Origin of the sequence: Cellulomonas triticagri (assembly GCF_003696205.1) — a bacterium.
GTDB lineage: Bacteria > Actinomycetota > Actinomycetes > Actinomycetales > Cellulomonadaceae > Cellulomonas > Cellulomonas triticagri.
Map to the genome: position 1 here is coordinate 1 of NZ_RFFI01000022.1, position 24,442 is coordinate 24,442.

General features: G+C 73.8%; 26 protein-coding genes and 1 pseudogene. 1 reads left to right on the forward strand and 26 read right to left on the reverse strand.

All coding sequences use genetic code 11. The features are described from left to right. The 17 genes and pseudogenes from EBM89_RS21065 to EBM89_RS21070 all read right to left on the reverse strand — a co-directional run. Positions 1 to 672: primosomal protein N' family DNA-binding protein (locus EBM89_RS21065; RefSeq protein ID WP_500778882.1), on the reverse strand; the 672-nt coding region annotated here is incomplete at its 3' end. Between the two features lie 17 nt (positions 673 to 689). Beyond that, on the reverse strand, positions 690 to 1,898 hold the full coding sequence (metK, locus tag EBM89_RS05745) for a methionine adenosyltransferase (protein WP_122148504.1): 1,209 nt from the start codon (positions 1,896 to 1,898) through the stop codon (positions 690 to 692). A 26-nt stretch (positions 1,899 to 1,924) separates the two neighbouring features. Continuing rightward, a pseudogene (gene coaBC / locus EBM89_RS05750) lies at positions 1,925 to 3,154 on the reverse strand (bifunctional phosphopantothenoylcysteine decarboxylase/phosphopantothenate--cysteine ligase CoaBC); the annotation flags it as partial. 13 nt (positions 3,155 to 3,167) lie between these two features. Beyond that, positions 3,168 to 3,434 carry a DNA-directed RNA polymerase subunit omega gene (gene rpoZ, locus EBM89_RS05755; protein ID WP_122148506.1) on the reverse strand — a complete coding sequence of 89 codons (267 nt, stop codon included), beginning with the start codon at positions 3,432 to 3,434 and terminating at the stop codon, positions 3,168 to 3,170. 35 nt (positions 3,435 to 3,469) lie between these two features. Continuing rightward, positions 3,470 to 4,045: a guanylate kinase gene (gene gmk, locus EBM89_RS05760; RefSeq protein WP_122148507.1), complete on the reverse strand. Its 576-nt coding sequence runs from the start codon at positions 4,043 to 4,045 to the stop codon at positions 3,470 to 3,472. A 64-nt stretch (positions 4,046 to 4,109) separates the two neighbouring features. Beyond that, the gene (gene mihF, locus EBM89_RS05765) at positions 4,110 to 4,421 is read right to left on the reverse strand and encodes an integration host factor, actinobacterial type (RefSeq protein WP_122148508.1); all 312 of its coding nucleotides are present in this window, start codon (positions 4,419 to 4,421) and stop codon (positions 4,110 to 4,112) included. Positions 4,422 to 4,702: 281 nt separating this feature from the next. Further along, a complete protein-coding gene (pyrF, locus tag EBM89_RS05770; RefSeq protein ID WP_122148538.1) occupies positions 4,703 to 5,527 on the reverse strand; it encodes an orotidine-5'-phosphate decarboxylase in 825 nt (274 codons plus the stop codon). 29 nt (positions 5,528 to 5,556) lie between these two features. Further along, complete coding sequence (carB, locus tag EBM89_RS05775; protein WP_122148509.1) at positions 5,557 to 8,907, reverse strand: carbamoyl-phosphate synthase large subunit; 3,351 nt, start codon at positions 8,905 to 8,907, stop codon at positions 5,557 to 5,559. After that, on the reverse strand, positions 8,907 to 10,133 hold the full coding sequence (carA, locus tag EBM89_RS05780) for a glutamine-hydrolyzing carbamoyl-phosphate synthase small subunit (RefSeq protein ID WP_122148510.1): 1,227 nt from the start codon (positions 10,131 to 10,133) through the stop codon (positions 8,907 to 8,909). Before carA ends, carB begins: the two co-directional genes overlap by 1 nt. Then, entirely contained in the window at positions 10,130 to 10,672 is a 543-nt protein-coding gene (locus EBM89_RS05785; RefSeq protein ID WP_122148511.1) for a PH-like domain-containing protein, read from the reverse strand. Before EBM89_RS05785 ends, carA begins: the two co-directional genes overlap by 4 nt. Next, positions 10,672 to 12,036, reverse strand: coding sequence for a dihydroorotase (locus tag EBM89_RS05790; RefSeq protein WP_122148512.1), 1,365 nt, complete (start codon positions 12,034 to 12,036; stop codon positions 10,672 to 10,674). The genes EBM89_RS05785 and EBM89_RS05790 overlap by 1 nt, the downstream gene beginning before the upstream one ends. After that, positions 12,033 to 13,103 (reverse strand): aspartate carbamoyltransferase catalytic subunit, encoded by a 1,071-nt coding sequence (locus tag EBM89_RS05795; RefSeq protein WP_122148513.1) that lies wholly within the window; start codon positions 13,101 to 13,103, stop codon positions 12,033 to 12,035. Before EBM89_RS05795 ends, EBM89_RS05790 begins: the two co-directional genes overlap by 4 nt. Beyond that, a complete protein-coding gene (pyrR, locus tag EBM89_RS05800) occupies positions 13,100 to 13,690 on the reverse strand; it encodes a bifunctional pyr operon transcriptional regulator/uracil phosphoribosyltransferase PyrR (protein WP_122148514.1) in 591 nt (196 codons plus the stop codon). Before pyrR ends, EBM89_RS05795 begins: the two co-directional genes overlap by 4 nt. Positions 13,691 to 13,892: 202 nt before the next feature. Then, complete coding sequence (gene nusB / locus EBM89_RS05805; RefSeq protein WP_122148515.1) at positions 13,893 to 14,309, reverse strand: transcription antitermination factor NusB; 417 nt, start codon at positions 14,307 to 14,309, stop codon at positions 13,893 to 13,895. A 1-nt stretch (position 14,310) separates the two neighbouring features. Further along, positions 14,311 to 14,874 (reverse strand): elongation factor P, encoded by a 564-nt coding sequence (gene efp, locus EBM89_RS05810; RefSeq protein WP_122148516.1) that lies wholly within the window; start codon positions 14,872 to 14,874, stop codon positions 14,311 to 14,313. 176 nt (positions 14,875 to 15,050) lie between these two features. After that, positions 15,051 to 15,449, reverse strand: coding sequence for a hypothetical protein (locus EBM89_RS05815; RefSeq protein WP_122148517.1), 399 nt, complete (start codon positions 15,447 to 15,449; stop codon positions 15,051 to 15,053). Positions 15,450 to 16,292: 843 nt separating this feature from the next. Then, a complete protein-coding gene (locus EBM89_RS21070; RefSeq protein ID WP_158609521.1) occupies positions 16,293 to 16,796 on the reverse strand; it encodes a DUF6188 family protein in 504 nt (167 codons plus the stop codon). A gap of 251 nt (positions 16,797 to 17,047) precedes the next feature. Between EBM89_RS21070 and EBM89_RS05830 the strand changes: the two genes are divergently transcribed. After that, on the forward strand, positions 17,048 to 17,557 hold the full coding sequence (locus EBM89_RS05830; protein WP_147463464.1) for a hypothetical protein: 510 nt from the start codon (positions 17,048 to 17,050) through the stop codon (positions 17,555 to 17,557). A 5-nt stretch (positions 17,558 to 17,562) separates the two neighbouring features. Here EBM89_RS05830 and EBM89_RS21075 read toward each other — a convergent pair whose 3' ends face one another. The 9 genes from EBM89_RS21075 to pilM form a co-directional block, all read right to left on the reverse strand. Continuing rightward, a complete protein-coding gene (locus EBM89_RS21075; RefSeq protein WP_158609523.1) occupies positions 17,563 to 17,739 on the reverse strand; it encodes a hypothetical protein in 177 nt (58 codons plus the stop codon). Positions 17,740 to 17,764: 25 nt separating this feature from the next. Further along, positions 17,765 to 18,226, reverse strand: a complete 462-nt coding sequence (locus EBM89_RS05835) for a hypothetical protein (protein ID WP_233571568.1) — start codon at positions 18,224 to 18,226, stop codon at positions 17,765 to 17,767. Next, positions 18,223 to 18,882 carry a hypothetical protein gene (locus EBM89_RS05840; RefSeq protein WP_122148521.1) on the reverse strand — a complete coding sequence of 220 codons (660 nt, stop codon included), beginning with the start codon at positions 18,880 to 18,882 and terminating at the stop codon, positions 18,223 to 18,225. The genes EBM89_RS05835 and EBM89_RS05840 overlap by 4 nt, the downstream gene beginning before the upstream one ends. Before the next feature lie 84 nt (positions 18,883 to 18,966). After that, positions 18,967 to 20,088 carry a 3-dehydroquinate synthase gene (aroB, locus tag EBM89_RS05845; RefSeq protein ID WP_122148522.1) on the reverse strand — a complete coding sequence of 374 codons (1,122 nt, stop codon included), beginning with the start codon at positions 20,086 to 20,088 and terminating at the stop codon, positions 18,967 to 18,969. After that, entirely contained in the window at positions 20,085 to 20,639 is a 555-nt protein-coding gene (locus EBM89_RS05850; protein ID WP_122148523.1) for a shikimate kinase, read from the reverse strand. Before EBM89_RS05850 ends, aroB begins: the two co-directional genes overlap by 4 nt. Continuing rightward, a complete protein-coding gene (aroC, locus tag EBM89_RS05855) occupies positions 20,636 to 21,826 on the reverse strand; it encodes a chorismate synthase (protein WP_122148524.1) in 1,191 nt (396 codons plus the stop codon). The genes EBM89_RS05850 and aroC overlap by 4 nt, the downstream gene beginning before the upstream one ends. Positions 21,827 to 21,908: 82 nt before the next feature. Continuing rightward, a complete protein-coding gene (locus EBM89_RS05860) occupies positions 21,909 to 22,700 on the reverse strand; it encodes a hypothetical protein (RefSeq protein ID WP_147463465.1) in 792 nt (263 codons plus the stop codon). Beyond that, positions 22,697 to 23,380: a PilN family protein gene (locus tag EBM89_RS05865; protein WP_122148526.1), complete on the reverse strand. Its 684-nt coding sequence runs from the start codon at positions 23,378 to 23,380 to the stop codon at positions 22,697 to 22,699. Before EBM89_RS05865 ends, EBM89_RS05860 begins: the two co-directional genes overlap by 4 nt. Next, the gene (gene pilM / locus EBM89_RS05870) at positions 23,377 to 24,441 is read right to left on the reverse strand and encodes a type IV pilus assembly protein PilM (protein WP_122148527.1); all 1,065 of its coding nucleotides are present in this window, start codon (positions 24,439 to 24,441) and stop codon (positions 23,377 to 23,379) included. Before pilM ends, EBM89_RS05865 begins: the two co-directional genes overlap by 4 nt. Position 24,442 lies beyond the last annotated feature (1 nt).

Consider the following 24,442-nt stretch of genomic DNA (forward strand, 5'->3'; position numbering starts at 1 on the left):
CCCGACCTGCTCGACCTGCGCGCGGGTCGCCCCCGGGACGGCGGGCACGGCCGGCGCTGCGGAGTCGTCCGCGGCCGCGGGGCCGCCGGCACCGGTCGCCTCGGAGGCGGGCGCGCCCGAGCCGGGCTCCCGACCGGACGCCGCGCCTGAGCCGGTGTCCCCTCCGTCGACGGCGCCCCGGGCACCCGCGGCGGGCACCTCTCCCTCCGTGCGGGCGTGCCGGGGCGGCAGCGCGAGGCGCAGCACGTCGGCGAACGTCCCCGCGTACCGGTCCGCCACGGCGCGTGCGAGCCGCGCCACCGCCGGGGTGAGCACCGGCTCGGGCGACACGACCCGCCGCAGCGGGACGAGGGCGCCGTCGTGCTCCGCCTCGGCGAGCCGGTCGAGCACGTACCCGTCGACGTCCTGCGACCCGAACCGCACCTTGACCCGGGCGCCGGGCACCGCGGTCGCGGCGAGCTTCGCCGGGACCAGGTACTCGAACGGCCGGTCCAGGTGCGGGGGCGACAGCTCGACGGCGACCCGGGCGACCGGCAGGTCCGCCGCGGGCTCGACGTCCACGTCCCGAGCCCGGGCGCGCCGACGGGGCCGGGCGGGCGCGTCGAGGTCGAGCAGCGTCGGCTGCTCCGGCGTCCCCGCCGCCTCGCCCGATCCCGTGGTGCCGGTCGTCACCCCGTCCGCGACCTCGCTCAGGCGAGCGCGGCGCGCAGCGCCTCGACGCGGTCGGTGCGCTCCCAGGTGAAGTCGGCGACCTCGCGACCGAAGTGCCCGTACGCGGCGGTCTGCCGGTAGATGGGGCGCAGCAGGTCGAGGTCGCGGATGATCGCCGCGGGGCGGAGGTCGAACACCTCGCGGATCGCGGCGGTCAGCCGGTCGACCGGGACGGTCTCCGTGCCGAACGTCTCGACGTACAGGCCCACGGGGTGCGCCTTGCCGATCGCGTACGCGACCTGGACCTCGCAGCGGCGGGCGAGGCCCGCGGCGACGACGTTCTTGGCGACCCAGCGCATCGCGTACGCGGCCGAGCGGTCGACCTTCGACGGGTCCTTGCCGGAGAACGCGCCGCCGCCGTGCCGGGCCATGCCGCCGTAGGTGTCGACGATGATCTTGCGCCCCGTGAGGCCCGCGTCGCCCTGCGGACCGCCGACGACGAACTGCCCGGTCGGGTTGACCAGCAGGCGGTAGTCGCTGGTGTCGATGTCCAGGCCCGCCTCGGCGAGGACGGGCTCGACGACGTGCTCGCGGATCGCGGGCGCGAGGTCGGTCTCCAGGTTCAGGCCCGGGCCGTGCTGGGTGGACAGCACGACGGTGTCGAGGCGCACGGCGCGGTCGCCGTCGTAGGCCACCGTGACCTGGGTCTTGCCGTCGGGGCGCAGGTCGGGGACCACGCCCTCCTTGCGCACCTGCGCGAGGCGCTCGGCGAGGCGGTGCGACAGCCAGATCGGCAGCGGCAGCAGGCTCTCGGTGTCGTCGGAGGCGTAGCCGAACATCAGGCCCTGGTCGCCCGCGCCCTGCAGGTCGAGCGGGTCGTGGTCCGCCGCGTCCTGGCGGGACTCCCACGCCTTGTCGACGCCCTGCGCGATGTCGGGCGACTGCTGCCCGATGGACACCGACACACCGCAGGAGTCGCCGTCGAAGCCGATCTCCGAGGAGGTGTAGCCGATGCCGCGGACGACCTGGCGCACGATCTGCGGGATCTCGACGTACGCGCTCGTCGTGACCTCGCCCGCGACGTGCACGAGGCCCGTCGTGACCATGGACTCGACCGCCACGCGCGCGCTCGGGTCCTGCTCGAGGATCGCGTCGAGGATGGCGTCGGAGATCTGGTCGCAGATCTTGTCCGGGTGGCCCTCGGTCACGGACTCGGACGTGAACAGGCGCAAACCAGCAGAAGACATGCGCACAGGTTACTGGGCGCGCGGGCTCACCGGTGCAGCCGGGACACGACCGCGTCCCAGAGACCGTCCGCGACGGCGTCCTTGCTGCCCTCGACGGACGCGACGACCTCGCCCGCCGCGTCGAGGACGGTCACGGCGTTGCCCTCGGTGCCGAAGCCCTGGCCGCCGCCGACCGCGTTCACCGCGAGCAGGTCGGCGCCCTTGCGACGGGCCTTCGCGCGTCCGTGGTGCAGGACGTCGCCGTCCGCGTCGCCGGTCTCGGCGGCGAAGCCGACGACGACCTGCCGCCCGCCGTCGGTGCGCGCGGGCTCGGCGACGAGCCCGGCGAGGACGTCCGGGTTCTGCACCAGCGCGAGCGGCGGCGCGCTGCCGTCCGCCTGCTTCTTGATCTTGTGCGCCGCGTCGGCGGCGGGCCGGAAGTCCGCGACGGCGGCGGCCATCACCACCACGTCCGCGTCCGCCGCGGCGGCGCGCACGGCGTCGGCGAGCTCGGCGGTCGTCTCCACGGGCACGACCCGGACGCCCGCCGGGGGCCGCACCGTGAGGTTCGCGGCGACCAGCGTGACGTCGGCGCCCCGGGCGAGGGCCGTGCGCGCGAGCGCGACGCCCTGCCGGCCCGAGGACCGGTTGCCGAGGAACCGGACGGGGTCCAGCGGCTCGCGCGTCCCGCCCGCGGACACGACCACGCGTCGCCCGACCAGGTCGCGGGTGCGGGGCTTGCCCTCCGCGTCGACCAGGGCGAGCGCGGCCGCCGCGACGGCGTCGGGCTCGGGCAGCCGCCCCGGGCCGCTGTCCGCGCCGGTCAGCCGCCCCGAGTCGGGGTCGAGCACGTGCACGCCCCGCTCACGCAGGGTGGCGACGTTCGCGCGGGTCGCCGGGTGCTGCCACATCTCCGTGTGCATCGCCGGGGCCATGAGCACCGGGCACGTGGCGGTGAGCAGCGTCGCCGCGAGCAGGTCGTCCGCCCGCCCCGACGCGGCCCGCGCGAGCAGGTCCGCGGTCGCGGGGGCGACGACCACGAGGTCCGCCTCGCGGCCGAGCCGCACGTGCGCGACCTCGGGGACGTCCTCGAACACCTCGGGCGTCACCGGGTGACCCGACAGGGCCTCCCAGGTGGCGCGCCCGACGAACTCCAGCGCCGCGCGGGTGGGCACGACGCGGACGTCGTGCCCCGCCTCGGACAGCAGCCGCAGGACGTGCGCGGCCTTGTAGGCGGCGATGCCGCCCGCCACGCCGAGGACGATGCGCACGGCAGCCGGGGTCCGGGGCTCAGGCCTCGTCGGTCGCGGTGACCGTCAGCAGGCCCGCGTCGATCTCGCGCATCGCGATGGACAGCGGCTTCTCCTGCGGGCGGGTCTCCACCAGCGGGCCGACGTACTCGAGCAGGCCCTCGTTGAGCTGCGAGTAGTACGCGTTGATCTGGCGGGCACGCTTGGCCGAGTAGATGACGAGCGCGTACTTCGAGTCCGCGCGCTCCAGCAGGCGGTCGATCGGCGGGTCGGTGATGCCGATGGGCTCGGCGACGGTTCCGGACACGGTGACTCCCCGGGTCGAAGGTGGTGGGCTACCCGTCAGTCTACCGCGACGGGCAGGCCCATCAGCGAGACCAGCTCGTCCGTGGCGCGGCGGACCTCGTCGTTGACCACGACGTGGTCGAACTCCGACTCCGCGGCCATCTCGACCTCGGCCGTCGCGAGGCGGCGCGCGCGCTCCTCGGCGTCCTCGGTGCCGCGCCCGACGAGGCGCCGGACGAGCTCGTCCATCGACGGCGGGGCGAGGAACACGAACTGCGCGTCCGGCATGGTCTGCCGGACCTGCCGGGCGCCCTGCAGGTCGATCTCCAGCAGGGCCGGCTCCCCGGCGGCCAGTCGCTCCTCGACCGGCCGCCGGAGCGTCCCGTACCTGTTGCGCCCGTGCACGACGGCCCACTCCAGCAGCTCGCCCTCGGCCGCCATGCGGTCGAAGTCCTCGGGCTGGACGAAGTGGTAGTGCACCCCGTCGACCTCACCGGGTCGCGGGGCGCGCGTGGTGGCGGACACGGACAGCCAGACCTGCGGGTACCGGGCCCGCAGGTCGGCGGACACGGTGCCCTTCCCGACGGCGGTCGGTCCGGCGAGGACGGTCAACCGGGCGCGCGGCGTCGTCATGCGGTCTGGTGCTCCTGCGGTCGTGCGGCCCTCTCAGGGGCCGGGATCGGGTCCGGCGCCCGGTTCACCCGAACCGGTCGACGAGCGCCTTCACCTGGTGCGGGCCGAGGCCGCGCACCCGGCGGGTCTCCGAGATGCCGATCTCGGAGATGATCTGGCGCGCCTTGACCTTACCCACTCCCGGGAGCGACTCGAGCAGGGCGAGCACCTTGAGCTTGCCGATCGTCTCGTCCTTCTGGCCCTGGGAGATCACCTCGGACAGGGTGCCCTGCGAGTACTTCAGCCGGTTCTTGACCTCGGCTCGCGCCTGCCGCGCGGCGGCGGCCTTCTCGAGCGCCGCTGCGCGCTGCTCGGGGGTGAGAGTCGGAAGTGCCACGTGAGTCACCTTCTCATCACTGTCAGGAGGCAGGGACATGGAACTGCGTTGCCGTCCCCGTCCGGTGCGACGTCGCGCCGCTCGGGGATGGCTCCATCTCCCGAGGATGGCACGGGATCGCGTTCCCGGCACGTTCCCACAGCGTGTCGCGCCTGTGCGTCCCCCACGGCCCCGCGCAGGCGCCGCGACGGGGCGCCCGGATCGTCCCGGAACGTCCCCTTGTGCGGACCGCCTCGGGGCGCCACCGGGGCGGTCCCTCGGCAAGGGGAAGGGAGCACGACTCAGCGCAGCGCGGCGCCCGCCTCGTCGGCGGCCCGGCGGGCCGCGTCGCGCAGGGCGCCCACGTCCGGCCCGGCACCCAGGACGCCGCGCGACGAGGAGGCCAGCACGGCCCGCCGGGCGTCGCCGAACACGGCGGCGAGCTCGGCCGCCCCCGCGCCCTGCGCGCCGACACCGGGGGCGAGCAGCGGTCCGCGCACGGCGGAGAGGTCCACGCCGAGCCGGGTGGCGGCGTCGCCGATGGTGGCGCCGACCACCAGCCCGATCGAGCCGAGGTCACCCCCGGTCGTCGCGAGCTCGGCGGCGTTCGACGCCCCGGCAGCACGCGCGACGCGGTCGGCGACGGCGACGCCCTCGGCGTCCCGGGCGTGCTGCACCTCGCGGCCCTCGGGGTTGGAGGTCAGGGCGAGCACGAACAGCCCGCGCCCGGTCGCCAGCGCGGCCTCCACGGCCGGGGCCAGCGAACCCGACCCGAGGTACGGCGACACGGTGAGCGCGTCCCCCGCGAGCGGGGAGCCATCGCGCAGGTAGGCGTCGGCGTAGCCGCCCATGGTCGAGCCGATGTCGCCGCGCTTGGCGTCGACCACCACGAGCGTCTCGGTGTCCCGGCCCGCCGCGACGACCTCCTCCAGCACCGCGACCCCGGCGGACCCGTGGCGCTCGAAGAACGCCGACTGCGGCTTGACGGCGGCGACCTGCCCGCCGACCGCCTCCAGGACGGTCAGCGCGAAGGTGCGCACGCCCGCGGCGGTGTCCGGCAGCCCCCACGCGTCCAGCAGCGAGGCGTGGGGGTCGATGCCGACGCACAGCGGGCCGTGCGCGGACATCGCGTCGGCGAGCCGCGCCCCGAAGGGCCTCACGCGACGACCCCGGCGCCACCGGCGACGGCGGCACCGGCGGCGCGGCGCGCGGCCGTGGCGGCGTCGTGCTCCTGCAGGCTGGCGACCGCGAACGGACCGGCGAGCTGCGCCTCGATGCCCTGCACGGCGGCGCCGAGCTGCTGCACGGTCGTGACGATGGCCTTGTCGGCCGCCGTCGTGGCGGCGCGGATCTCGTAGCCGTCGGCGCGCGCGCCCTGGCCCGAGGGGGTGTTCACGACCATGTCGACCTCGCCCGCGGAGATGAGGTCCACGATCGTGGGCTCCCCCGCCGGACCGCGGCCGGTCGAGAACTTGCGGACCACCCGCGAGGCGATGCCGTTGCGCTTGAGCACCGCGGCGGTGCCGTCGGTCGCGAGGATCTCGAACCCGAGCTCCGCGAGCCGCTTCACCGGGAACACGATCGAGCGCTTGTCCCGGTCGGCGACCGAGATGAACACCCGGCCACCGGTGGGCAGGCCGCCGAACGCCGCGGACTGGGACTTGGCGAACGCCGTCGGGAAGTCCGTGTCGAAGCCCATGACCTCGCCGGTGGAGCGCATCTCCGGGCCGAGGACGGTGTCGACCACGGTGCCGTCGCCGGTGCGGAACCGCTTGAACGGCAGCACGGCCTCCTTGACGGCGATGGGCGCGTCGAGGTCGAGCACGCCCGCGTCGTCGGCGGGCAGCACGCCGGAGGCGCGCAGGTCCGCGATGGACCGGCCCGTCATGACGAGCGCGGCGGCCTTGGCCAGCGGGACGCCCGTCGCCTTGGACACGAACGGCACGGTGCGGGACGCGCGCGGGTTGGCCTCCAGGACGTAGAGCACGTCGGACACCAGGGCGAACTGGATGTTCAGCAGGCCGCGCACGCCGACCCCGGCCGCGATGGCCTCGGTCGAGGTGCGGATCCGCTGCAGCTCGGCCTCCGAGAGGCTGACCGGCGGCAGCACGCACGCCGAGTCGCCGGAGTGGATGCCGGCCTCCTCGATGTGCTCCATGACGCCGCCGAGGAACAGCTCGGTGCCGTCGTACAGGGCGTCGACGTCGATCTCGATGGCGTCGTCGAGGAACCGGTCGATCAGCAGCGGCGGCAGCGTGGCCCGGCCCGCGGCGCGGGCGTCGGCCAGAGCGCGCTCGACGTACTCGCCGAGCTGCTCGTCGCTGTAGACGATCTCCATGCCGCGCCCGCCGAGCACGTAGGACGGGCGGACCAGCACGGGGAACCCGATGCGGTTCGCGGTCTCGCGCGCGGCCTCCAGGGTGGTGGCGGTGCCGAAAGCCGGGGCGGGCAGGCCCGCGGCGGCGAGCACCCGGCCGAAGGCGCCGCGGTCCTCGGCGGCGTCGATGGCGGCGGGCGGGGTGCCGAGGATCGGCAGGCCGGCGTCCTCCAGGCGCTGCGCGAGCGACAGCGGGGTCTGCCCGCCGAGCTGCACGATGATCCCGGCGACCGGGCCGGCGGCGAGCTCGGCCTCGTAGACCTCGAGGACGTCCTCGAAGGTCAGCGGCTCGAAGTACAGCCGGTCCGCGGTGTCGTAGTCCGTCGAGACGGTCTCGGGGTTGCAGTTGACCATGACGGTCTCGTACTCGCCCTTGAGCGCCAGCGTCGCGTGCACGCAGGAGTAGTCGAACTCGATGCCCTGGCCGATGCGGTTCGGGCCGGAGCCGAGGATGAGGACCGCCGGGCGGGTGCGCGGCGCGACCTCGGTCTCCTCGTCGTACGCCGAGTAGTGGTACGGCGTGCGGGCGGCGAACTCGGCGGCGCAGGTGTCGACCGTCTTGTAGACCGGGCGGACCCCGAGGGCGTGCCGGACCTCGCGGGCGACGTCCTCGCCGATGCCGCGCAGCTGCGCGACCTGCACGTCCGAGAGGCCGTGCCGCTTGGCGCGGCGCAGCACCGACGCGGTGAGCTCCGGGGCGGCGGCGGTGTCGGCCGCGACCTCGTTGATGAGCTGGATCTGGTCCAGGAACCACGGGTCGATGCCGGTGCGGGCGTACACGTCCTCGACGGGGACGCCCGCGCGCAGCACCTGCTGCACGTCGACCAGGCGGTGCTCGGTCGGCGTCGAGATGGTCGCGACCAGCGCGTCCAGGTCCGCGCCGGTGAGCGCGGTCCCCGACCAGTGGAAGGTGGTGCCGGCGCGGTCGATCGACCGCATGGCCTTGCCGAGCGCCTCGGTGAAGTTGCGGCCCATGGCCATGGCCTCGCCGACGGACTTCATCGTCGTGGTCAGGGTCGGGTCCGCGGCCGGGAACTTCTCGAACGCGAACCGCGGCACCTTGACGACGACGTAGTCGAGCGTGGGCTCGAACGACGCCGGGGTGGAGCCGGTGATGTCGTTGGTGATCTCGTCCAGCGTGTAGCCCACGGCCAGGCGCGCCGCGATCTTCGCGATCGGGAAGCCGGTGGCCTTGGACGCCAGCGCCGAGGACCGGGACACGCGCGGGTTCATCTCGATGACGATGATCCGGCCGGTGTCCGGGTGCACCGCGAACTGGATGTTGCAGCCGCCGGTGTCGACGCCGACCTCGCGGATGACCGCGATGCCGATGTCCCGCAGCCGCTGGTACTCGCGGTCCGTGAGGGTCAGCGCGGGCGCCACCGTGACCGAGTCACCGGTGTGCACGCCGACCGCGTCGACGTTCTCGATGGAGCACACGACGACGACGTTGTCCGCCTTGTCGCGCATGAGCTCGAGCTCGTACTCCTTCCAGCCGAGGATCGACTCCTCCAGGAGCACCTCGGTGGTCGGCGAGTAGTGCAGGCCCTGGCCGACGATGCGGCGCAGGTCGTCCTCGTCGTAGGCGATGCCGGAGCCGAGGCCGCCCATGGTGAACGACGGGCGCACGACCACGGGGTACCCGAGGTCCTCGACGGCGGTCAGCGCCGCGTCGATGGTGTGGATGATCGCGGAGCGCGCGGACTCGCCGCCGCACACCTCGACCACGCCCTTGAACTGCTCGCGGTCCTCGCCCTTCTGGATGGCGGGGATGTTCGCGCCGATGAGCTCGACGCCGTACTCGGCGAGCACGCCCGCCTCGTCCAGCGCGATGGCCGCGTTCAGCGCGGTCTGCCCGCCGAGGGTCGGCAGGATCGCGTCCGGGCGCTCCTTGGCGATGATCGAGGTCAGCACCTCGGTGGTGATCGGCTCGACGTAGGTCGCGTCGGCGAACTCCGGGTCGGTCATGATCGTCGCCGGGTTCGAGTTCACGAGGACGACCCGCAGGCCCTCCTCCTTCAGCACGCGGCACGCCTGGGTGCCGGAGTAGTCGAACTCCGCGGCCTGGCCGATGACGATCGGGCCGGAGCCGATGACGAGGACGGAGTGGATGTCGGTGCGGCGAGGCATCAGGCGCCCTTCACGGTGGAGGTGACGTCGGTGGCCTGACCCGCGGCAGCAGCGCCCTGCTCGGGCGCGCGCATGAGGTCGAGGAACCGATCGAAGAGGTAGGCGGCGTCGTGCGGGCCCGCGGCGGCCTCGGGGTGGTACTGCACCGAGAAGGCCGGCAGGTCGAGGGCGGCGAGGCCCTCCACGACGTCGTCGTTGAGGTCGACGTGCGAGACGGTGACGCGGCCGTACCGCCCGCCGTCGTGCGGGGCGGTGGCGACCTCGTCGAGCGGCGCGTCCACGGCGAACCCGTGGTTGTGCGCGGTGATCTCCACCTTGCCCGTCGCCCGGTCCAGCACCGGCTGGTTCACGCCGCGGTGCCCGTAGCCGAGCTTGTACGTGCCGAAGCCCAGGGCGCGCCCGAGCAGCTGGTTGCCGTAGCAGATGCCGAAGAACGGGATCCGCCGGTCCAGCACCGCGCGCAGCAGCTCGACCTCGTGGGTCGCCGCCGACGGGTCGCCGGGGCCGTTGGAGAAGAACACGCCGTCCGGCGCGACCGCGAGGACGTCCTCGATGGTCGACATCGCGGGCAGCACGTGCACCTCGATGCCGCGCTCCGCCATCCGGTGCGGGGTCATGGCCTTGATCCCGAGGTCCAGGGCGGCCACGCGGGCGACCGGCCGGTCGAGCGGCGCGCCCGCCGCGTCGACGGCACCCACGACATAAGGCACGTCCGTCGAGACCTCGCCCGCGAGGTCCGCACCCGACATGCCCGGCTGGGACCGCACCTCGGCGACCAGGTCCTCGACCGGACGCGCGCGCCCGGCGGCGTCGCGCAGCGCGTCCCCGGAGACGATCGCGGCGCGCATCACGCCGCGCTCGCGCAGGTGCCGGGTCAGCGCCCGGGTGTCGATGCCGGAGATGCCGACCACGCCCTGCGCCGCGAGCTCCTCGTCCAGGGTGCGGGCGCTGCGCCAGTTCGACGCGCGGCGCGCGGGGTCCCGCACGACGTACCCGGACACCCAGATGCGACCCGACTCGGGGTCCTCGTCGTTGACGCCGGTGTTGCCGATGTGCGGCGCCGTCATCACGACGATCTGGCGGTGGTAGCTGGGGTCGGTCAGCGTCTCCTGGTAGCCGGTCATCCCGGTGTTGAAGACGATCTCGCCGCCCGTCGTGCCGGTGGCCCCGTAGGCCTCGCCGGCGAACGTCCGCCCGTCCTCCAGGACCAGCAGTGCGTCCGTCATGAGCTCTCCTCCGACCCGCTCGCGGCGGGTGTCGATCCGATCAGTTCCTGGGTGGCCGCGCGCAGCTCCTCCCCCTGGCGGGGGTGCCGCAGGCGCAGGCCGGTGTCGAGGCCGCGCGGGTCCTCGGCGGGCGCGGGGACCCAGGTCAGCACGACCAGCCCCTCGCCGCCGACGACCTTGCCGGCCATGCCGCCGGACATCCCGACCGCGCGCAGCGCCGCGCGCGGGACGAAGACGTCCGGCGCCCCTCGTCGTCGCAGTACCACGCCCGCGTCGCGCACCTGCACGGTCGCGGCCGAGCGCACGCCGAGCCCGTGGGCCCCGACGCGGTCCAGCCAGTCGCCGGCGCGCGTGGTCGAGACGTAGGTCGCCGGGACCTCCTCGGTGCGCGCGGCACCGAGGGCGTCCTCGTCCGGCACCGCGGGCGGGGCCGGGACCGGGCTGGCACCGCGCTGCAGGCGACGCCAGCCGCGCGCCATGCCGAGCAGCAGCGCCGCGCCGAGCACGACGAGGATCGTGACGGACAGCCAGGGCGGCATCAGGGGGTCACCCGACCCGCCGCGCGCGGCGTGCCGCCCGCCGTCGAGGACCGGTCGTCCTGCGGGACGCCGTCCAGCACCGTCGCGCGCCCGCGCAGGAACGTCGCGACCACCCGGCCGGGCAGCTCGCGCCCGCGCATCGGGGAGTTGGTGGAGGCCGTGGCCTGCTCCTCCGGGACCACCACGCGGCGCGCGTCCGGGTCGACCAGCACCAGGTTGGCGGGCTCCCCCACCGCGATGGCGCGGCCCTGGCCGTCGAGGCGACCGATCCGGGCCGGGTTCTCGGACAGCACCCGGGCGACGTCCGCCCAGGTCATCCGGCCCGTGTCCACCATCGTCTGCTGCACGACCGACAGCGCGGTCTCCAGGCCGGTCATGCCGAACGCGGCCGCCGCCCACTCGCAGTCCTTGTCCTCGCGGGTGTGCGGGGCGTGGTCCGTCGCGACGATGTCGATCGTCCCGTCCGCGAGGCCCTCGCGGACCGCGTCCACGTCGGCCTGGGTGCGCAGCGGCGGGTTCACCTTGAACACCGGGTCGTACCCGCGCGCCTCCTCGTCCGTGAGGACCAGGTGGTGCGGGGTGACCTCGGCCGTCACGTCGATGCCGCGGGACTTCGCCCACCGCACGATCTCGACCGACCCCGCCGTGGACAGGTGGCAGACGTGCAGGCGCGCGCCCACGTGCTCGGCGAGCAGCACGTCGCGGGCGATGATCGCCTCCTCGGCGACCGCGGGCCAGCCCGCCAGGCCGATCTCCGCCGAGACGACGCCCTCGTGCATCTGCGCGCCCTCGGTGAGCCGCGGCTCCTGCGCGTGCTGCGCCACCACGCCGTCGAACGCCTTCGTGTACTCCAGCGCGCGGCGCATCAGCACCGGGTCGTGCACGCACTTGCCGTCGTCGCTGAACACCCGTACGCGCGCCGCCGAGTCGGCCATCGCGCCGAGCTCGGCGAGGTGCTGGCCCTCCAGGCCCACGCTGACCGCGCCGACCGGGTGCACGTCCGTCCAGCCCGCCTCGCGGCCGATCCGCCACACCTGCTCGACGACACCCGCGGTGTCCTGCGTCGGCGTCGTGTTGGCCATGGCGTGCACGGCGGTGAACCCGCCGACCGCCGCCGCGCGGGTGCCGGACACGATCGTCTCGGCGTCCTCGCGGCCCGGCTCGCGCAGGTGGGTGTGCAGGTCGACCAGGCCGGGCAGCAGCACCATCCCGGTCGCGTCGATCACGTGCAGGTCGTCCGGGGCGTTCTCCGCCGCGTCGCCCGCACCCGCGCCGATCGCGGCGACCAGGCCGCCCGCCACGAGCACGTCGGTGCGGTCGCCGCCCAGGGGGGCGACGTCCTTGAGCAGGTACTGCGTCGTCATCGGGCGCTCACCTCGGGGGTCGTGGAGCGGGCGGGGGCGGTGGCGGGCGTGGCCGGCGTGCTGGTCAGGGCGGGGATCGCACCGGTCGCCGGGGGGACGCCGGTGTCGCCGTCGCCGGACAGCAGCAGGTACAGCACCGCCATCCGGACCGCGACGCCGTTCGCGACCTGCTCCACAATGACCGAGCGCACCGAGTCCGCGGCGTCCGCCGAGATCTCCAGCCCGCGGTTCATCGGACCGGGGTGCAGCACGATGCTGTGCTCCGGCAGCCCCGCCAGGCGGCGCGCGTCCAGGCCGTACAGGCGCGTGTACTCCAGCGGGCTCGGGAAGAACCCGCCGCCCGCCGTCGACATCCGCTCCCGCTGCACGCGGAGCATCATCACCGCGTCCGGGCCCTGCGCGAGCACGTCGTCCAGCCGGTAGGACACCTCCGCGGGCCAGGGACCGACCCCGACCGGCAGCAGCGTCGGCGGGGCGACCAGGGTGACCCGGGCGCCGAGGGTGTGCAGCAGGTCGACGTTCGACCGGGCGACGCGGCTGTGCAGCACGTCCCCGACGACCGCGACGTGCAGGCCCGCGAGGTCGTTGCCGACGCCGTCCGGGTTGGTCGCGGAGCCCGTCAGGTGGCGACGGATCGTGAACGCGTCCAGCAGCGCCTGCGTCGGGTGCTGGTGCATCCCGTCACCCGCGTTCACCACCGCCGCGTCCGTCCAGCCCGCGTGGGCCAAGGTGTGCGGGGCGCCCGACGCCTGGTGCCGGACGACGATCGCGTCCGCCCCCATCGCCTGCAGCGTCAGCACCGTGTCCTTGAGGGACTCCCCCTTGGACAGGCTCGACCCCTTGGCCGAGAAGTTGATGACGTCCGCGCTCAGCCGCTTCGCCGCCGTCTCGAACGAGATCCGCGTCCGCGTCGAGTCCTCGAAGAACAGGTTCACGACCGTGCGCCCGCGCAGCGTCGGGAGCTTCTTGATCTGCCGGCCCTGGGTCGCGGCCATCTGGGCCGCGGTGTCCAGGACCCGCACCGCGGCCGCACGATCCAGGTCCGTGGTGGACAGCAGGTGCCTCATCGCGCACCGCCGTTCTCGATCACGACAGCCGTGCGCCCGTCGGTCTCCGCCAGCAGCACCGTCACCCGCTCCGACGTCGACGTCGGCAGGTTCTTGCCCACGAAGTCCGCGCGGATCGGCAGCTCCCGGTGACCCCGGTCCACCAGCGCCGCCAGCTGCACCGCCCGCGGCCGACCCAGGTCGTTCAGCGCGTCCAGCGCCGCCCGGATCGTCCGACCCGAGAACAGCACGTCGTCCACCAGCACCACGACCTTGCCGTCGATGCCACCCGCCGGGACGCTCGTCGCACCGATCGTGCGCGTCGGGTGCTGCGCCAGGTCGTCCCGGTACATCGTCACGTCCAGGCTGCCGACCAGGTTCTCGGCCACCAGACCCGGCTCGACCGCCGCCAGCCGCTCCGCCAGGCGGTACGCCAGCGGGACGCCGCGCGTCGGGATGCCGAGGACGACGAGCTCGTCGCCGCCCTTGTTGCGCTCCAGGATCTCGTGGGCGATGCGCGTCAGCGCGCGGGCCACGTCCTGCTCGCCCAGCACGACGGTCGCCTGCGAGGCGTCCACGTCGTCGGGCACGGGGGTACCGGAAGTCATCCGGGCCGCTCCTTCCCCGCCTCACAGGACGGTGTTAAAGGAATGCTCGTTCCCCGGCACCCTACAGGGCGCTGATGGGTGGGGCTCCCCGGCGTCCACGGCCGGAGCGGTGATCCGCGCCACGCCGGGCGGGGGCGCCGGGCCCGGACGCGCGAGAGCCCCCACCCGGGGCGGGCGGGGGCTCTCGGCGCGGCGCGGGGCCTCAGGCCAGGAGCGTCGGCTTCAGGTCGACCAGGCGACCCAGCAGGCCGTTCACGAAGCCCGGCGACTCGTCCGTCGACAGGTCACGGGCCAGCTCGACGGCCTCGTCCACCGCGACCGCGTCCGGCACGTCGTCGTTGAACAGGATCTCCCACGCGCCGATCCGCAGCAGCTCACGGTCCACCGCGGGCATCCGCTCGATCGTCCAGCCGTGCGAGTGCGTCGCGATGACCTCGTCGATGCGCGGCCGGTGCGTCTGCACGCCCTCCACGATCTCGACCGAGTACTGCGGCAGCGCCGCCTCGGTGCCCGGCTGGGCGATCCGGTCGGCGAGCACCGTCATCGGGTCGAGCCGGCGCTGCTCCGCCTCGAAGAGGACGTCGAGGGCCCGCTTGCGGGCCTTGGTACGGGCACCCACCTCAGTCGTTCACGCGACCCAGGTAGCTGCCGTCACGCGTGTCGACCTTGACCTTCGTGTCCGACTCCAGGAACAGCGGGACCTGGATCGTGTAGCCCGTCTCCAGGGTCGCCGGCTTGGTGCCACCCGTGGAGCGGTCGCCCTGCAGGCCCGGCTCCGTGTAGGTCACCATCAGCACGGCCGACGGCGGCAGCTCGACGTACAGCGGCACGCCCTCGTTGGTCGCGACCATCGCGTTGGTCGACTCCAGCATGAAGTTCGCGGCGTCGCCGACCGTCGCGGCCGGGACCGTGATCTGGTCGTAGGTGTCCGTGTCCATGAACACGAAGTCCTCGCCGTCCTTGTACAAGTACTGCATGTCGCGCTTGTCGACGTTCGCGGTCTCGATCTTCAGACCCGCGTTGAACGTCTTGTCGACGACCTTGCCGGACAGGACGTTCTTCAGCTTGGTGCGCACGAACGCGCCACCCTTGCCGGGCTTGACGTGCTGGAACTCGATGACCGTCCAGAGCTGGCCGTCGATCTTCAGCACGGTGCCGTTCTTGAGGTCGTTCGTCGTCGCCACGTCACTGCTTCCTGTCAGGGGTCTCGGTCGCCCCACCACGCGCGTCCGCGTCGGGACGGGGCTGGGCCGTCGGACATCTTAGCGTGCGGACGTCGGCGCGCCCTTCGCACTCGGTCCAGCCGTGCCGCGGGCATGGGGTGAGCGCCGCGTGCGATCGCACTTCGACCGCCGCCCGATCAGCCCTGTGTGACCACGACACCTGCGCACACGCCGACGGCGAGCACCAGCAACGATGCGTACACGAGCATCACACGGCGTACCGGCCGGGAGTTCCGGGCCGCCACGCGCCTGCTGCTGCCACTCTCACGCAGGTCGAACTGCGTGCGCGCAAGCAGCGCAGCCCCGGCCAGAGCCGCCGCAGCCAGGCTCAGTGGCAGGCTCGGCCACCATGGCAGCAGGACGGCGGTGAGGACACCGGCGGTGAGCAGCACGACAGGCGCCCATCGCCACCGGCGGATGCGCAGATCGGTCGCTTCACGCGGTGGGATGGTCGCCGCGCCGGTGGTCACCAGCGCGAGCAATCCTGCGAACAACAGGATCCCGACGGATACCGCGCTACGGACATCGTCGGTCACAGCCAGTCCTTCGAGCACCCGTTCGGATTCGATCCCGGCACGTTCATGTACATGTTCACGTTCCCCGTTGTCTCGAACACCCCCGTTCGGGCCGAACTGCCAGCTGTAGGGTCGCGGTGACGTGCCGCGCAGACCACGCCGTGCCGCTGACGAAAGCAAGGCCAGCAGACCCCACCCCCGCGACCGCGGCCTGAACGAGCGCCCGTCGGGGGCCTCGGCCGCCCGACCACGTGCCGTTCGTGGCGGCGCCTCATCTGCCCGCCACCAGCGATCCGATCTGCAGCAGCAGCGCTCCAGTCATCAGGATCACGCGCCGCCACCGCCAGGGATCGGTCACCGCGTTCGGCGCCACGAACCTGCCGCCGGACCGCCACCGGCGAAGCGATGCGGGCATCCCCTGCTCCGTCGCACGGGACGGTCGATGTCCCAGCGCGACGAGCGACAGCGCGAGAGCCAGGGCCGAGACCCCGCGAGGCACCCATCCCGCGGCCACGAGCAGTCCGACGGCACAACCGACGACCGACATGACCGGAGCGACAGCCCAGGAAGCCCGGTAGAACGATCCTGAACGAAACCCCGTGCCGCTTGCCGCGTACAGGTCGCAGACCAGCGCGACCGCAAGGAGCGCAACCGACCACGTCTGTCTGTCAGCCGCGGCAGGCACTGTGCTCCCAGGTCCACGCCCTCGAGGCCCCGCTCGCTCTCGCTGACCTCCTCGCGACGGCACCGACGCGCGTCGCGGCGTCGGTCGTGCTCGGCAGTCCCGCTGTCACTCGACCGACTCCTGTTCCCCGGCGGCGAGCGCCAACCTCCCGTGGTCAGGCGCTCCCGCATCGTGGCAGGTCAGCGACGCCGGCGGTGCCCGAACCGGCGTGAACCGCCCGTTCGCCACCATCGCCCGGTCGAACCGCCCCACCGGGCCACCGGGCCACCGGGCCACCGGGCCACCGGGCCACCGGGCCACTGGGCCACCGTTCCCCCGGGAACGGACACCACGAGGAGCCCGCTGGGACCGCTGAGGGTCCACGCCTCGACGTCCGGGTCCGCGGCGCACTCGAGCACGGTGCCGTCGGCGATCTCGACCCGGACGGCACCGGCCTCGGTCACAGCGACGCCGACGACGACGCGGCCGAGAATTCCCAAGACGGCAGCGGACCCGCCGACTGGCGCGCCCGGGTCCACCTGCGTCACGCCGTCGCGCTCGACGACGCCGAACGCGCACTCCAGGCGCAGCTCCGCCCCGCCCTCGAACACGAGCGTGACCGCACGGTCGAACACCACCCGGTCGACCTCGCGCCCGACCAGCACGGACCACAGCGCTTCCACGGAACCGCTGGCCCCCGGCACCACCGGCACCGTCCACCCCCGTTGATCGCCACCACCCACGGTCACCGATCCTCCCGCACACGCCATCTGATCCGGGTCCAGGCGACAGGTCGTCCTGGTCGGCGAACGGGTGACGGTGTCGTCCGTCCCCCCCGCACGCGGGCCCGAGGAGCCAAGGTGGTGGCGTGGAGCGCACCAGGTCGACGGCGGCACGGCCGGCGCCTCCCCCGCGGCGTCGCGCTGGTCCGCGCCCCGTCGTGTCCCGGCTCAGGTTGTCGACGCGGATACTCGTCGTCACGGCGTTCGCGCCCGTGTTCCTGACGACCATCTCCGGGCGCGGGCGGTCGACGTGCTCGCTGGCGTGCTTCGCGATGGATCGGTCCGGCCCGACCGGCGGGTGGATGCTGCTGATCTACCTCACCTGGCTCGCGGGACCGGCAGGCGCGGCGTATCTCGCGGTGCGGTGCCGCGCGGCCGTCGAGGCCGGGCGGCTGACCGTGCGCACGGCGACCCGGACGCGGAGCGTCCCGCTCGCCGAGGTCGAGTCCGGCACGGTCATCACAAGACGCGCTCGGTGGGGCACCTCGACCGAGGTGCGTCTGCTCGTGCTCGGGAGAGGTGGCGGCGTGCACTTCCACGTCACCGATCGTGGCGGTGTGTGGCACGGCGCCCGCGCGTCCGACCTGCTGGTGTCCGCCGGCATCCCGGTCGAACGAGACCACCGCGAGCACACGGCGACCGAGTTCGACCACCTGGTGCTCGGGGGGCGCGGCTCCGACTGATCCCGTCAGGCCTCCGTGGTCGCGTGGACGACCGGGCCGTTCAGGCTGTTGGCGACGACGACCGAGAGCAGCTCCACCAACCACCGCAGGCGCTGCGCCAGGATGTCGTCCGGTTCGCCGTCCTCCTCGCGGTCGAACCGGTCGAGGTTGTCCAGCGTCCACGTGACCTGACGCCGATGCACGGTCGGGGCCGATCGGACGGCAGCGTCACCGCGTCAGCAGCCACCGCCCCAGCACCCCGGCCGCCCCGGCCCACACCAGCGACGCCAGCGTCCCGATGACGAACCGCTCCGACACCCCCGGGTCGTCCCCGCCGCGCAGCTCCGGGTACCGCCCGAGCCCCTTGATCGCCACGACGACGGCCACACCGCCGGGTTCCCCGGCGAGCAACGTCCCGGTCACGGCCAGCCGTTCCAGCACCCCGATCCACGTCCCGCCGCGCAGGCGCGCCCGGGCGCGGTCGCCGTCGGGTCCGTCCCCGGCGCGCCGCCGGCGTCCCCGGCGGGTGCCCGGGTCGACCTCGACCGGCTCGGGCTCGGGCACCGCCGCCGGGTCCGCGGGCGGCGTCCGGTCGGCGAGCCGCAGCACCCCGGCGGCGGCCACCCAGCCGAGCCCGGCGCTCACCGCCAGCGCGGCGACCACCACGACGGTCGTCCAGATCGGCGTCACGCGTCGTCCTCCTCGTCGTCGGGACGCCCATCGTGTCCGTCGGCGGCGAGGAGGCGGAGCAGGCGCGCCGCGGCGGGTCGGGCGGCGACCTCCTCGTCCCAGAGGGCGGCGCCGAGCCGCGCGCTGACGGCCTGCTGGCTGATGCCGAGCGCGGCGGCGAGGTCCCCCTGCCGCGTCGTGCCCGCGGCCACGAGGTCCACGACGGACCAGCCCGCCGCGGTCCGGCGCGCGACGACCGCGCCGAGCAGCGCGAGGACACCCTCGGCCTCGGCGGCGAGCCCGGCGTCGGGTCCACGGACGGCGAGCGGGACGTGGCGCAGGCGGGACTTGGCGGCCTCGACGGCCTCGCGGGCGTGGATGAACGCGCTGCCGGACGCCGCGCGCGACGAGGTCGGCAGCGGGGTGTCGACGGTGCCGGCGCCGATGCCGATGCTCCACCCCCCGGCCCGGACCAGGTGCAGGCTGAGCGCGACGACGAGCTCGGGGTTGGCGAGCACGCCCTGGACCTCGTCGCCGACGGTGCGCTCGAACGGCAGCACGACCGCCCCGGGACCTGCGGCGACGAGCGGGGACGCCGTCGCGAGGTCGGCGAGCAGCGCGTCGACGCGGTCGCCGACGCGACGACTCCCCTCCTGGTCCACGGTCAGGGTCCACATGGCTCCCAGGCTAGACCCTGGTAAGCCCACTTACAACGGTTAGACATTGTAAGTTGCGTTACAAGCCTGTGGGCTTGTAGGCGCTCAGCCGAGCGAGATCCCCCGCACCGGCGCCGCACCCTCGGAGACCTCCGCGTACGCCGCGACCAGCAGGGTCGGGTCCGGCCCCTCCAGCCGCGCGGGCCGGGCGACGTCGTCCAGCACGACGAACCGCAGCCGGTCCCCGCGGGTCTTCTTGTCCCGGCGCATCGCGGCGTGCAGCTGGTCCCACCGGTCGCCGCGGTACGTCGTCGGCAGCCCGAGCCCGGTGAGGATCGACCGGTGCCGCGCCACGACCGACTCGTCCAACCGCCCGGCGAGCCGCGCGAGCTCGGCGGCGAACACCATGCCGACCGACACCGCGGCGCCGTGCCGCCAGGAGTACCGCTCGACGTGCTCGATGGCGTGCCCGAGGGTGTGCCCGTAGTTGAGGATCTCCCGCAGCCCGGCCTCGCGGAGGTCCTCCCCCACGACCCGCGCCTTCACGGCCACGGACCGCTCCACGAGCTCGGCCAGCACCTCGGACTGCGCCGCGCGCACGGGGTCGGTGATCTCGTCGCCGTGCTGCTCGACCAGGTCGAGGATGCGCGGGTCCGCGATGAACCCGCACTTGACGACCTCGCCGAGCCCGGCGACGTAGTCGTGCTTCGGCATGCTCTCCAGCGCCGCGAGGTCGCACAGCACACCTGCGGGCGCGTGGAACGTGCCGACGAGGTTCTTGCCCTCGACGGTGTTGATGCCGGTCTTGCCGCCGACCGCCGCGTCGACCATCGCGAGCAGCGTCGTCGGGACGTGCACCACGCGGACACCGCGCAGCCACGTCGACGCGACGAAGCCGGCGAGGTCCGTGGTCGCGCCGCCGCCGAGCCCGACGATCGCGTCGGACCGCGTGAAGTCCGCCTGGCCGAGCACCTGCCAGCAGAACGACGCCACCTGCGCGGACTTCGCGGGCTCGGCGTCCGGGACCTCGGCGAGCAGGGCCTCGTAGCCGTGCGCCACGAGGTCCTCGCGCATCGTCTCGGCGGTCGCGGCGAGCGCGGCCGGGTGGATGACCAGCACCTTGCGGACGGCGTCGCCCAGCAGGCGCGGCAGCTCGCCGAGCAGGTGCCGCCCGATGACGACCTCGTAGGGCTGCTCCCCCGTCACCTGCACCGTGCGCGTGCTCATCGGTCCGCCCCGCTCCCGTCCTCGCGCTGGTCGGCCAGCGCGTGCTCGATCCGCTCCGCCACCTGGGCGGGGGTGATGCCGTCCGTCGAGACCACGACCGACGCGACCCGCTCGTACACCGGGCGGCGCTCGGTCATCAGCGCCTGCCAGCGCGCCCGAGGATTGCCCAGCAGCAGCGGCCGCGACTGGTTGAAGCCCACGCGCGGCGCGGCGTGCTTGAGGCTGACGTCGAGGAACACCACGACGCCGCCGCCCGCCCGGTACTCCGCCAGGGCGTCCTGCGTCGCGGCGTGCAGCACGGCACCGCCGCCGAGCGCGAGGACGCCGTCGTGCTCGACGAGCGCGACCCGCACGGCCTCGTGCTCGAGCTCGCGGAACCGCGGCTCGCCGTCCTCGAGGAAGATGTCCGCGACCGGCTTGCCGGCCACCGCCTCCACATCGGTGTCGGTGTCCCGCTGCGCGAGGTGCCAGCGCCCCGCCAGCGCGTGCGCGACGGTCGACTTGCCGGACCCCGGGGGCCCGACGAGGACGACGCGTGGCCGCGCGCTCATCGCAGCAGGTCGGGGATCGCCGCGACGTACGCCTCGAGGTTGCGGCGCACCTCGCCCACCGAGTCGCCGCCGGTCTTCTCCAGCAGGGCGTCCGCGACGACCAGTGCCACCATCGCCTCCGCCACGACCGCGGCGGGCGGGACCGCGCACACGTCGGACCGCTGGTGCTGCGCCTTGGCCGGCTCACCGCTGGCCGTGTCGATGGTGTCCAGCGCGCGCGGGACCGTGGAGATGGGCTTCATCGCCGCACGCACGCGCAGGACCTCGCCGTTGGTCATGCCGCCCTCGAGGCCGCCCGCGCGGTTGGTGCGCCGCCGGATCACGCCGTCGGCGTCCCGCTCCATCTCGTCGTGCGCCTGCGAGCCCCGGCGGGTCGCGGTGCGGAAGCCGTCGCCGACCTCGACGCCCTTGATCGCCTGGATGCCCATGAGCGCACCCGCGAGGCGGGAGTCCAGCCGCCGGTCCGCGTGCACGTAGGAGCCGAGGCCCGACGGCAGCCCGTAGACCAGGACCTCCACGACGCCGCCGAGGGTGTCGCCCGCCTTGTGGCAGTCGTCGATCTCCGCGACCATCGCCGCCGACGTCGCCGCGTCGAAGCAGCGCACCGGGTCGGCGTCCAGCGCCGCGACGTCGTCTGGGGACGGCAGGTCCGCGTCGTCCGGGGCCGACACGGGGCCGATGGCCACGACGTGCGACACCAGCCGCACCCCCGCGGCCTGCTCCAGGAACCGCGCCGCGACCGTCCCGAGCGCCACGCGAGCCGCGGTCTCGCGCGCAGACGCACGCTCCAGGACCGGGCGGGCGTCGTCGAACGCGTACTTGCGCATGCCCACGAGGTCCGCGTGGCCCGGGCGCGGCCGGGTCAGCGGGGCGTTGCGGGCGCGGTTGAGCTTCTCCGGGTCGTCCACCGGGTCCGACGACATGACGTCGACCCACTTCGGCCACTCGGTGTTGCCGATCTCGACCGCCACCGGACCGCCCTGGGACTCGCCCAGGCGGACACCGCCGAGGATGCGGACCTCGTCCTGCTCGAACGACATCCGGGCGCCCCGGCCATAACCCAGGCGCCGGCGCGCGAGCGCGTCGCGGATGTGGGAGGAGTCGACCTCGACCCCTGCGGGCAGGCCCTCCAGCACACCCACCAGGGCGGGACCGTGCGACTCACCGGACGTCAACCAACGGAGCATGGGCTGGATTCTTCCACGTCACCGGGACACGACCGCGCCCCGGTCCACGTCGTGGGCCGGGGCGCGGTCGTACGTCGGGGGCTCAGCCCACCGGGGCGAACGGGTTGCCCTGACCGCTGGGAACCGGCAGGGCCTCCTTCTCCAGGTCGCTCGTGTCAGTGACGACGGCGCTGTCCGTGAGGACGTAGGCGTAGCCCGCGATCGTGAGCTCGATGTCCCCGTCGTTGGTGGCGGGACGACCGGCGTTCGAACCAGCCGCTTCCTGGGTCACGGCGTTGATCGTGGAGACGAGGTAGAGCCGACTCGCCTCGGTCTGCAGCGATCGCAGGAACGCCACGGACCCCTCGTACGAACCGATCGACGTCATGCTGATCGGAATCGCGTAGAAGCCGGGAAGCGCCAGCGGCGCGCTCGCGTCCGTCGTGCCGTCGGTGGTCGACTCGTCCGACGTGCCGTCCGCAGCGGCATCCTCCGCCGGCGCCGTCTCGTCCGTGCCGACCTCGGGGGTGACGACGGTCGCCACGAACTGCTGGGGGACGCTCGGCGCCACCGCGGTGATCGTGACCCCCGCTGCCGAAGCGAGGTCCTGCAGCTCCCGGCTGATACTCGCCCCGTCGCCGGTGGTCGGCATCTGCAGACGCAGGGCGGCGAGCTCAGCCCGGTACTCCTCCATGTGCGTGAACTGCTCCTGCAGCTGGATGATCTCCAGCTCGAGGAGCTCGTTCTGCTGGAGCTGGCTCTCCGTCTGGGCGGAATCCTCCGCCGCAGCGGCGGTCACGGGCTCGATCAGCAGGAACCATCCCGCGACCAGCAGCAGCACGGCGACCGCGGCGGTCCCGCCCACCCACACCTTCGCGCTGGTCTGACGCCTCACTGCTCGACCTCCGGCTCGAACCGACCCGAGAGGGCCGAGGGAAGCAGGTCGACGGACGCCTGCACCTGGTAGAAGACGACTCCGTCCTCCTCGCTGATCGAGGCGGAGGAGAACCACGGGTTGGACATGCCGGAGACGCCCTCGATCGCGTCGATCCACGCCGCCGTGTCCGGGAGAGTCAACGACCGTGCCGTGAAGGCGACCTGGCCGATGGTCGTCCCCGAGAGCGGGTTGGTGCTACCTCCGTAGGGCTGTCCCGGAGCGCCGACCGCGACCGAGATCGAGTCGTAGGAGACCCCCTCCGGCGTGACGGCGCGCAGGGCCTCCAGGTAGTCCGGCCACAGGATCTCGGAGCTCATCGCCTGCTGACGGGCGATCTCCGCCGTCGCGATGTCGGAGAGGACCTGCGGGACCTCCGCGTACTGGGCCTTCTCGTCCTGCAGTCGCGTCGTCTCGGCCTGCGCCGCCGTCAGCTCCGACGCCGCGTGACGGGCGAGGAACAGCGAGCCGACGTAGCCGAGCGCGATGACGAGCAGGACTACGGCGAGCGCCAGGACCAGCAGGCGCTTCGTCGACTTGAGTCGACGGCCCTGCGTGACCTCCGCGGGCAGCAGATTGACCTGGGGCCACGTGTCGACGGGAGCAGCGTCCGGGCGACGGGTGGGTGCGGTGACACTCATGCCGCCACCCCCATCGCCAGGCCGAGCGGCACCGCGTAGGTGGCGGGGTCCGCACCGAAGGAGCGGATGTCCATACCCTTGGCGGGCGGAAGCGAGGCGAGCGGCTCGCCGACGACGACCTGCACGCGTGCGGCACTGGCCAGGTACTGCCCGAGGCCGGGGAGGAACGAGCCTCCACCGGACAGGACGATCTGCTGCACGGCTCCTCCGGGGTTGCTGCTCGCGTAGTAGACGAGCGTGTTGCGCACGGAGTCGACCAGCGCGGTGGTGACCTCGGCGACGATCTGCTTGGCGGTCAGGTCCTCCTGCGCCGTGGCGAGGCCGATGCCGACCTCACGCTTGAGACGCTCGGCGTCCGGCTGCGGGATGTCGAGCGTGCTGGACAGCGCCTCGGTGACGTCGTGCCCGCCGGCGGGCAGGATGCGGACGAACCGCGGGTGCCCGTCGACGACGATCGAGACGTTGGTGACCCGTGCGCCGATGTCGACGAACGCGACGACGCCGGTGCCGAATCCCGAACGGGACTGGATCCGGGCGACGGCGAAGGCGTTGAGATCCACCATGGTGGGCACCAGGCCCGCCTGCTCCACGGCTCGCGTGTTCGCGAGGACGGTCTCCGCGGTCGCCGCGACCAGCAGGCCGTGCAACTGCGGACCTTCGGCACCGGTGCTCGTGCTGATCGGGTGGAAGTCCAGGAGCGCGTCGCTCGCCGCCACCGGGATCAGTCCCTCGACCTGGAACGGCAGCGCGGCACGCAGCTGCGTCGGCGGCAGGGCGGGCATGTCCAGCTCGCGCACGAGCACACGCTGGTTGCCGACGCCGACCACGACGTCCTTCACGGAGAACTTCTGCTCGGCCCACAGGCGCTTGATCGCGGAGGCGACGGTCGCCGGCTCGGCGACCTCGCCGTCGTGCACCGCGCCCCAGGGCAGCGGCACGAAGCCCGCGCGCAGCACGCGCCCCGGTGCCCCCTTGGCGGCACCGCCGTTGTCGAACTCCACCTCGACCGCCCGGACACCCGTGGTGCCGATGTCGAGCCCGATCACGCGGGTCTTTGCCACC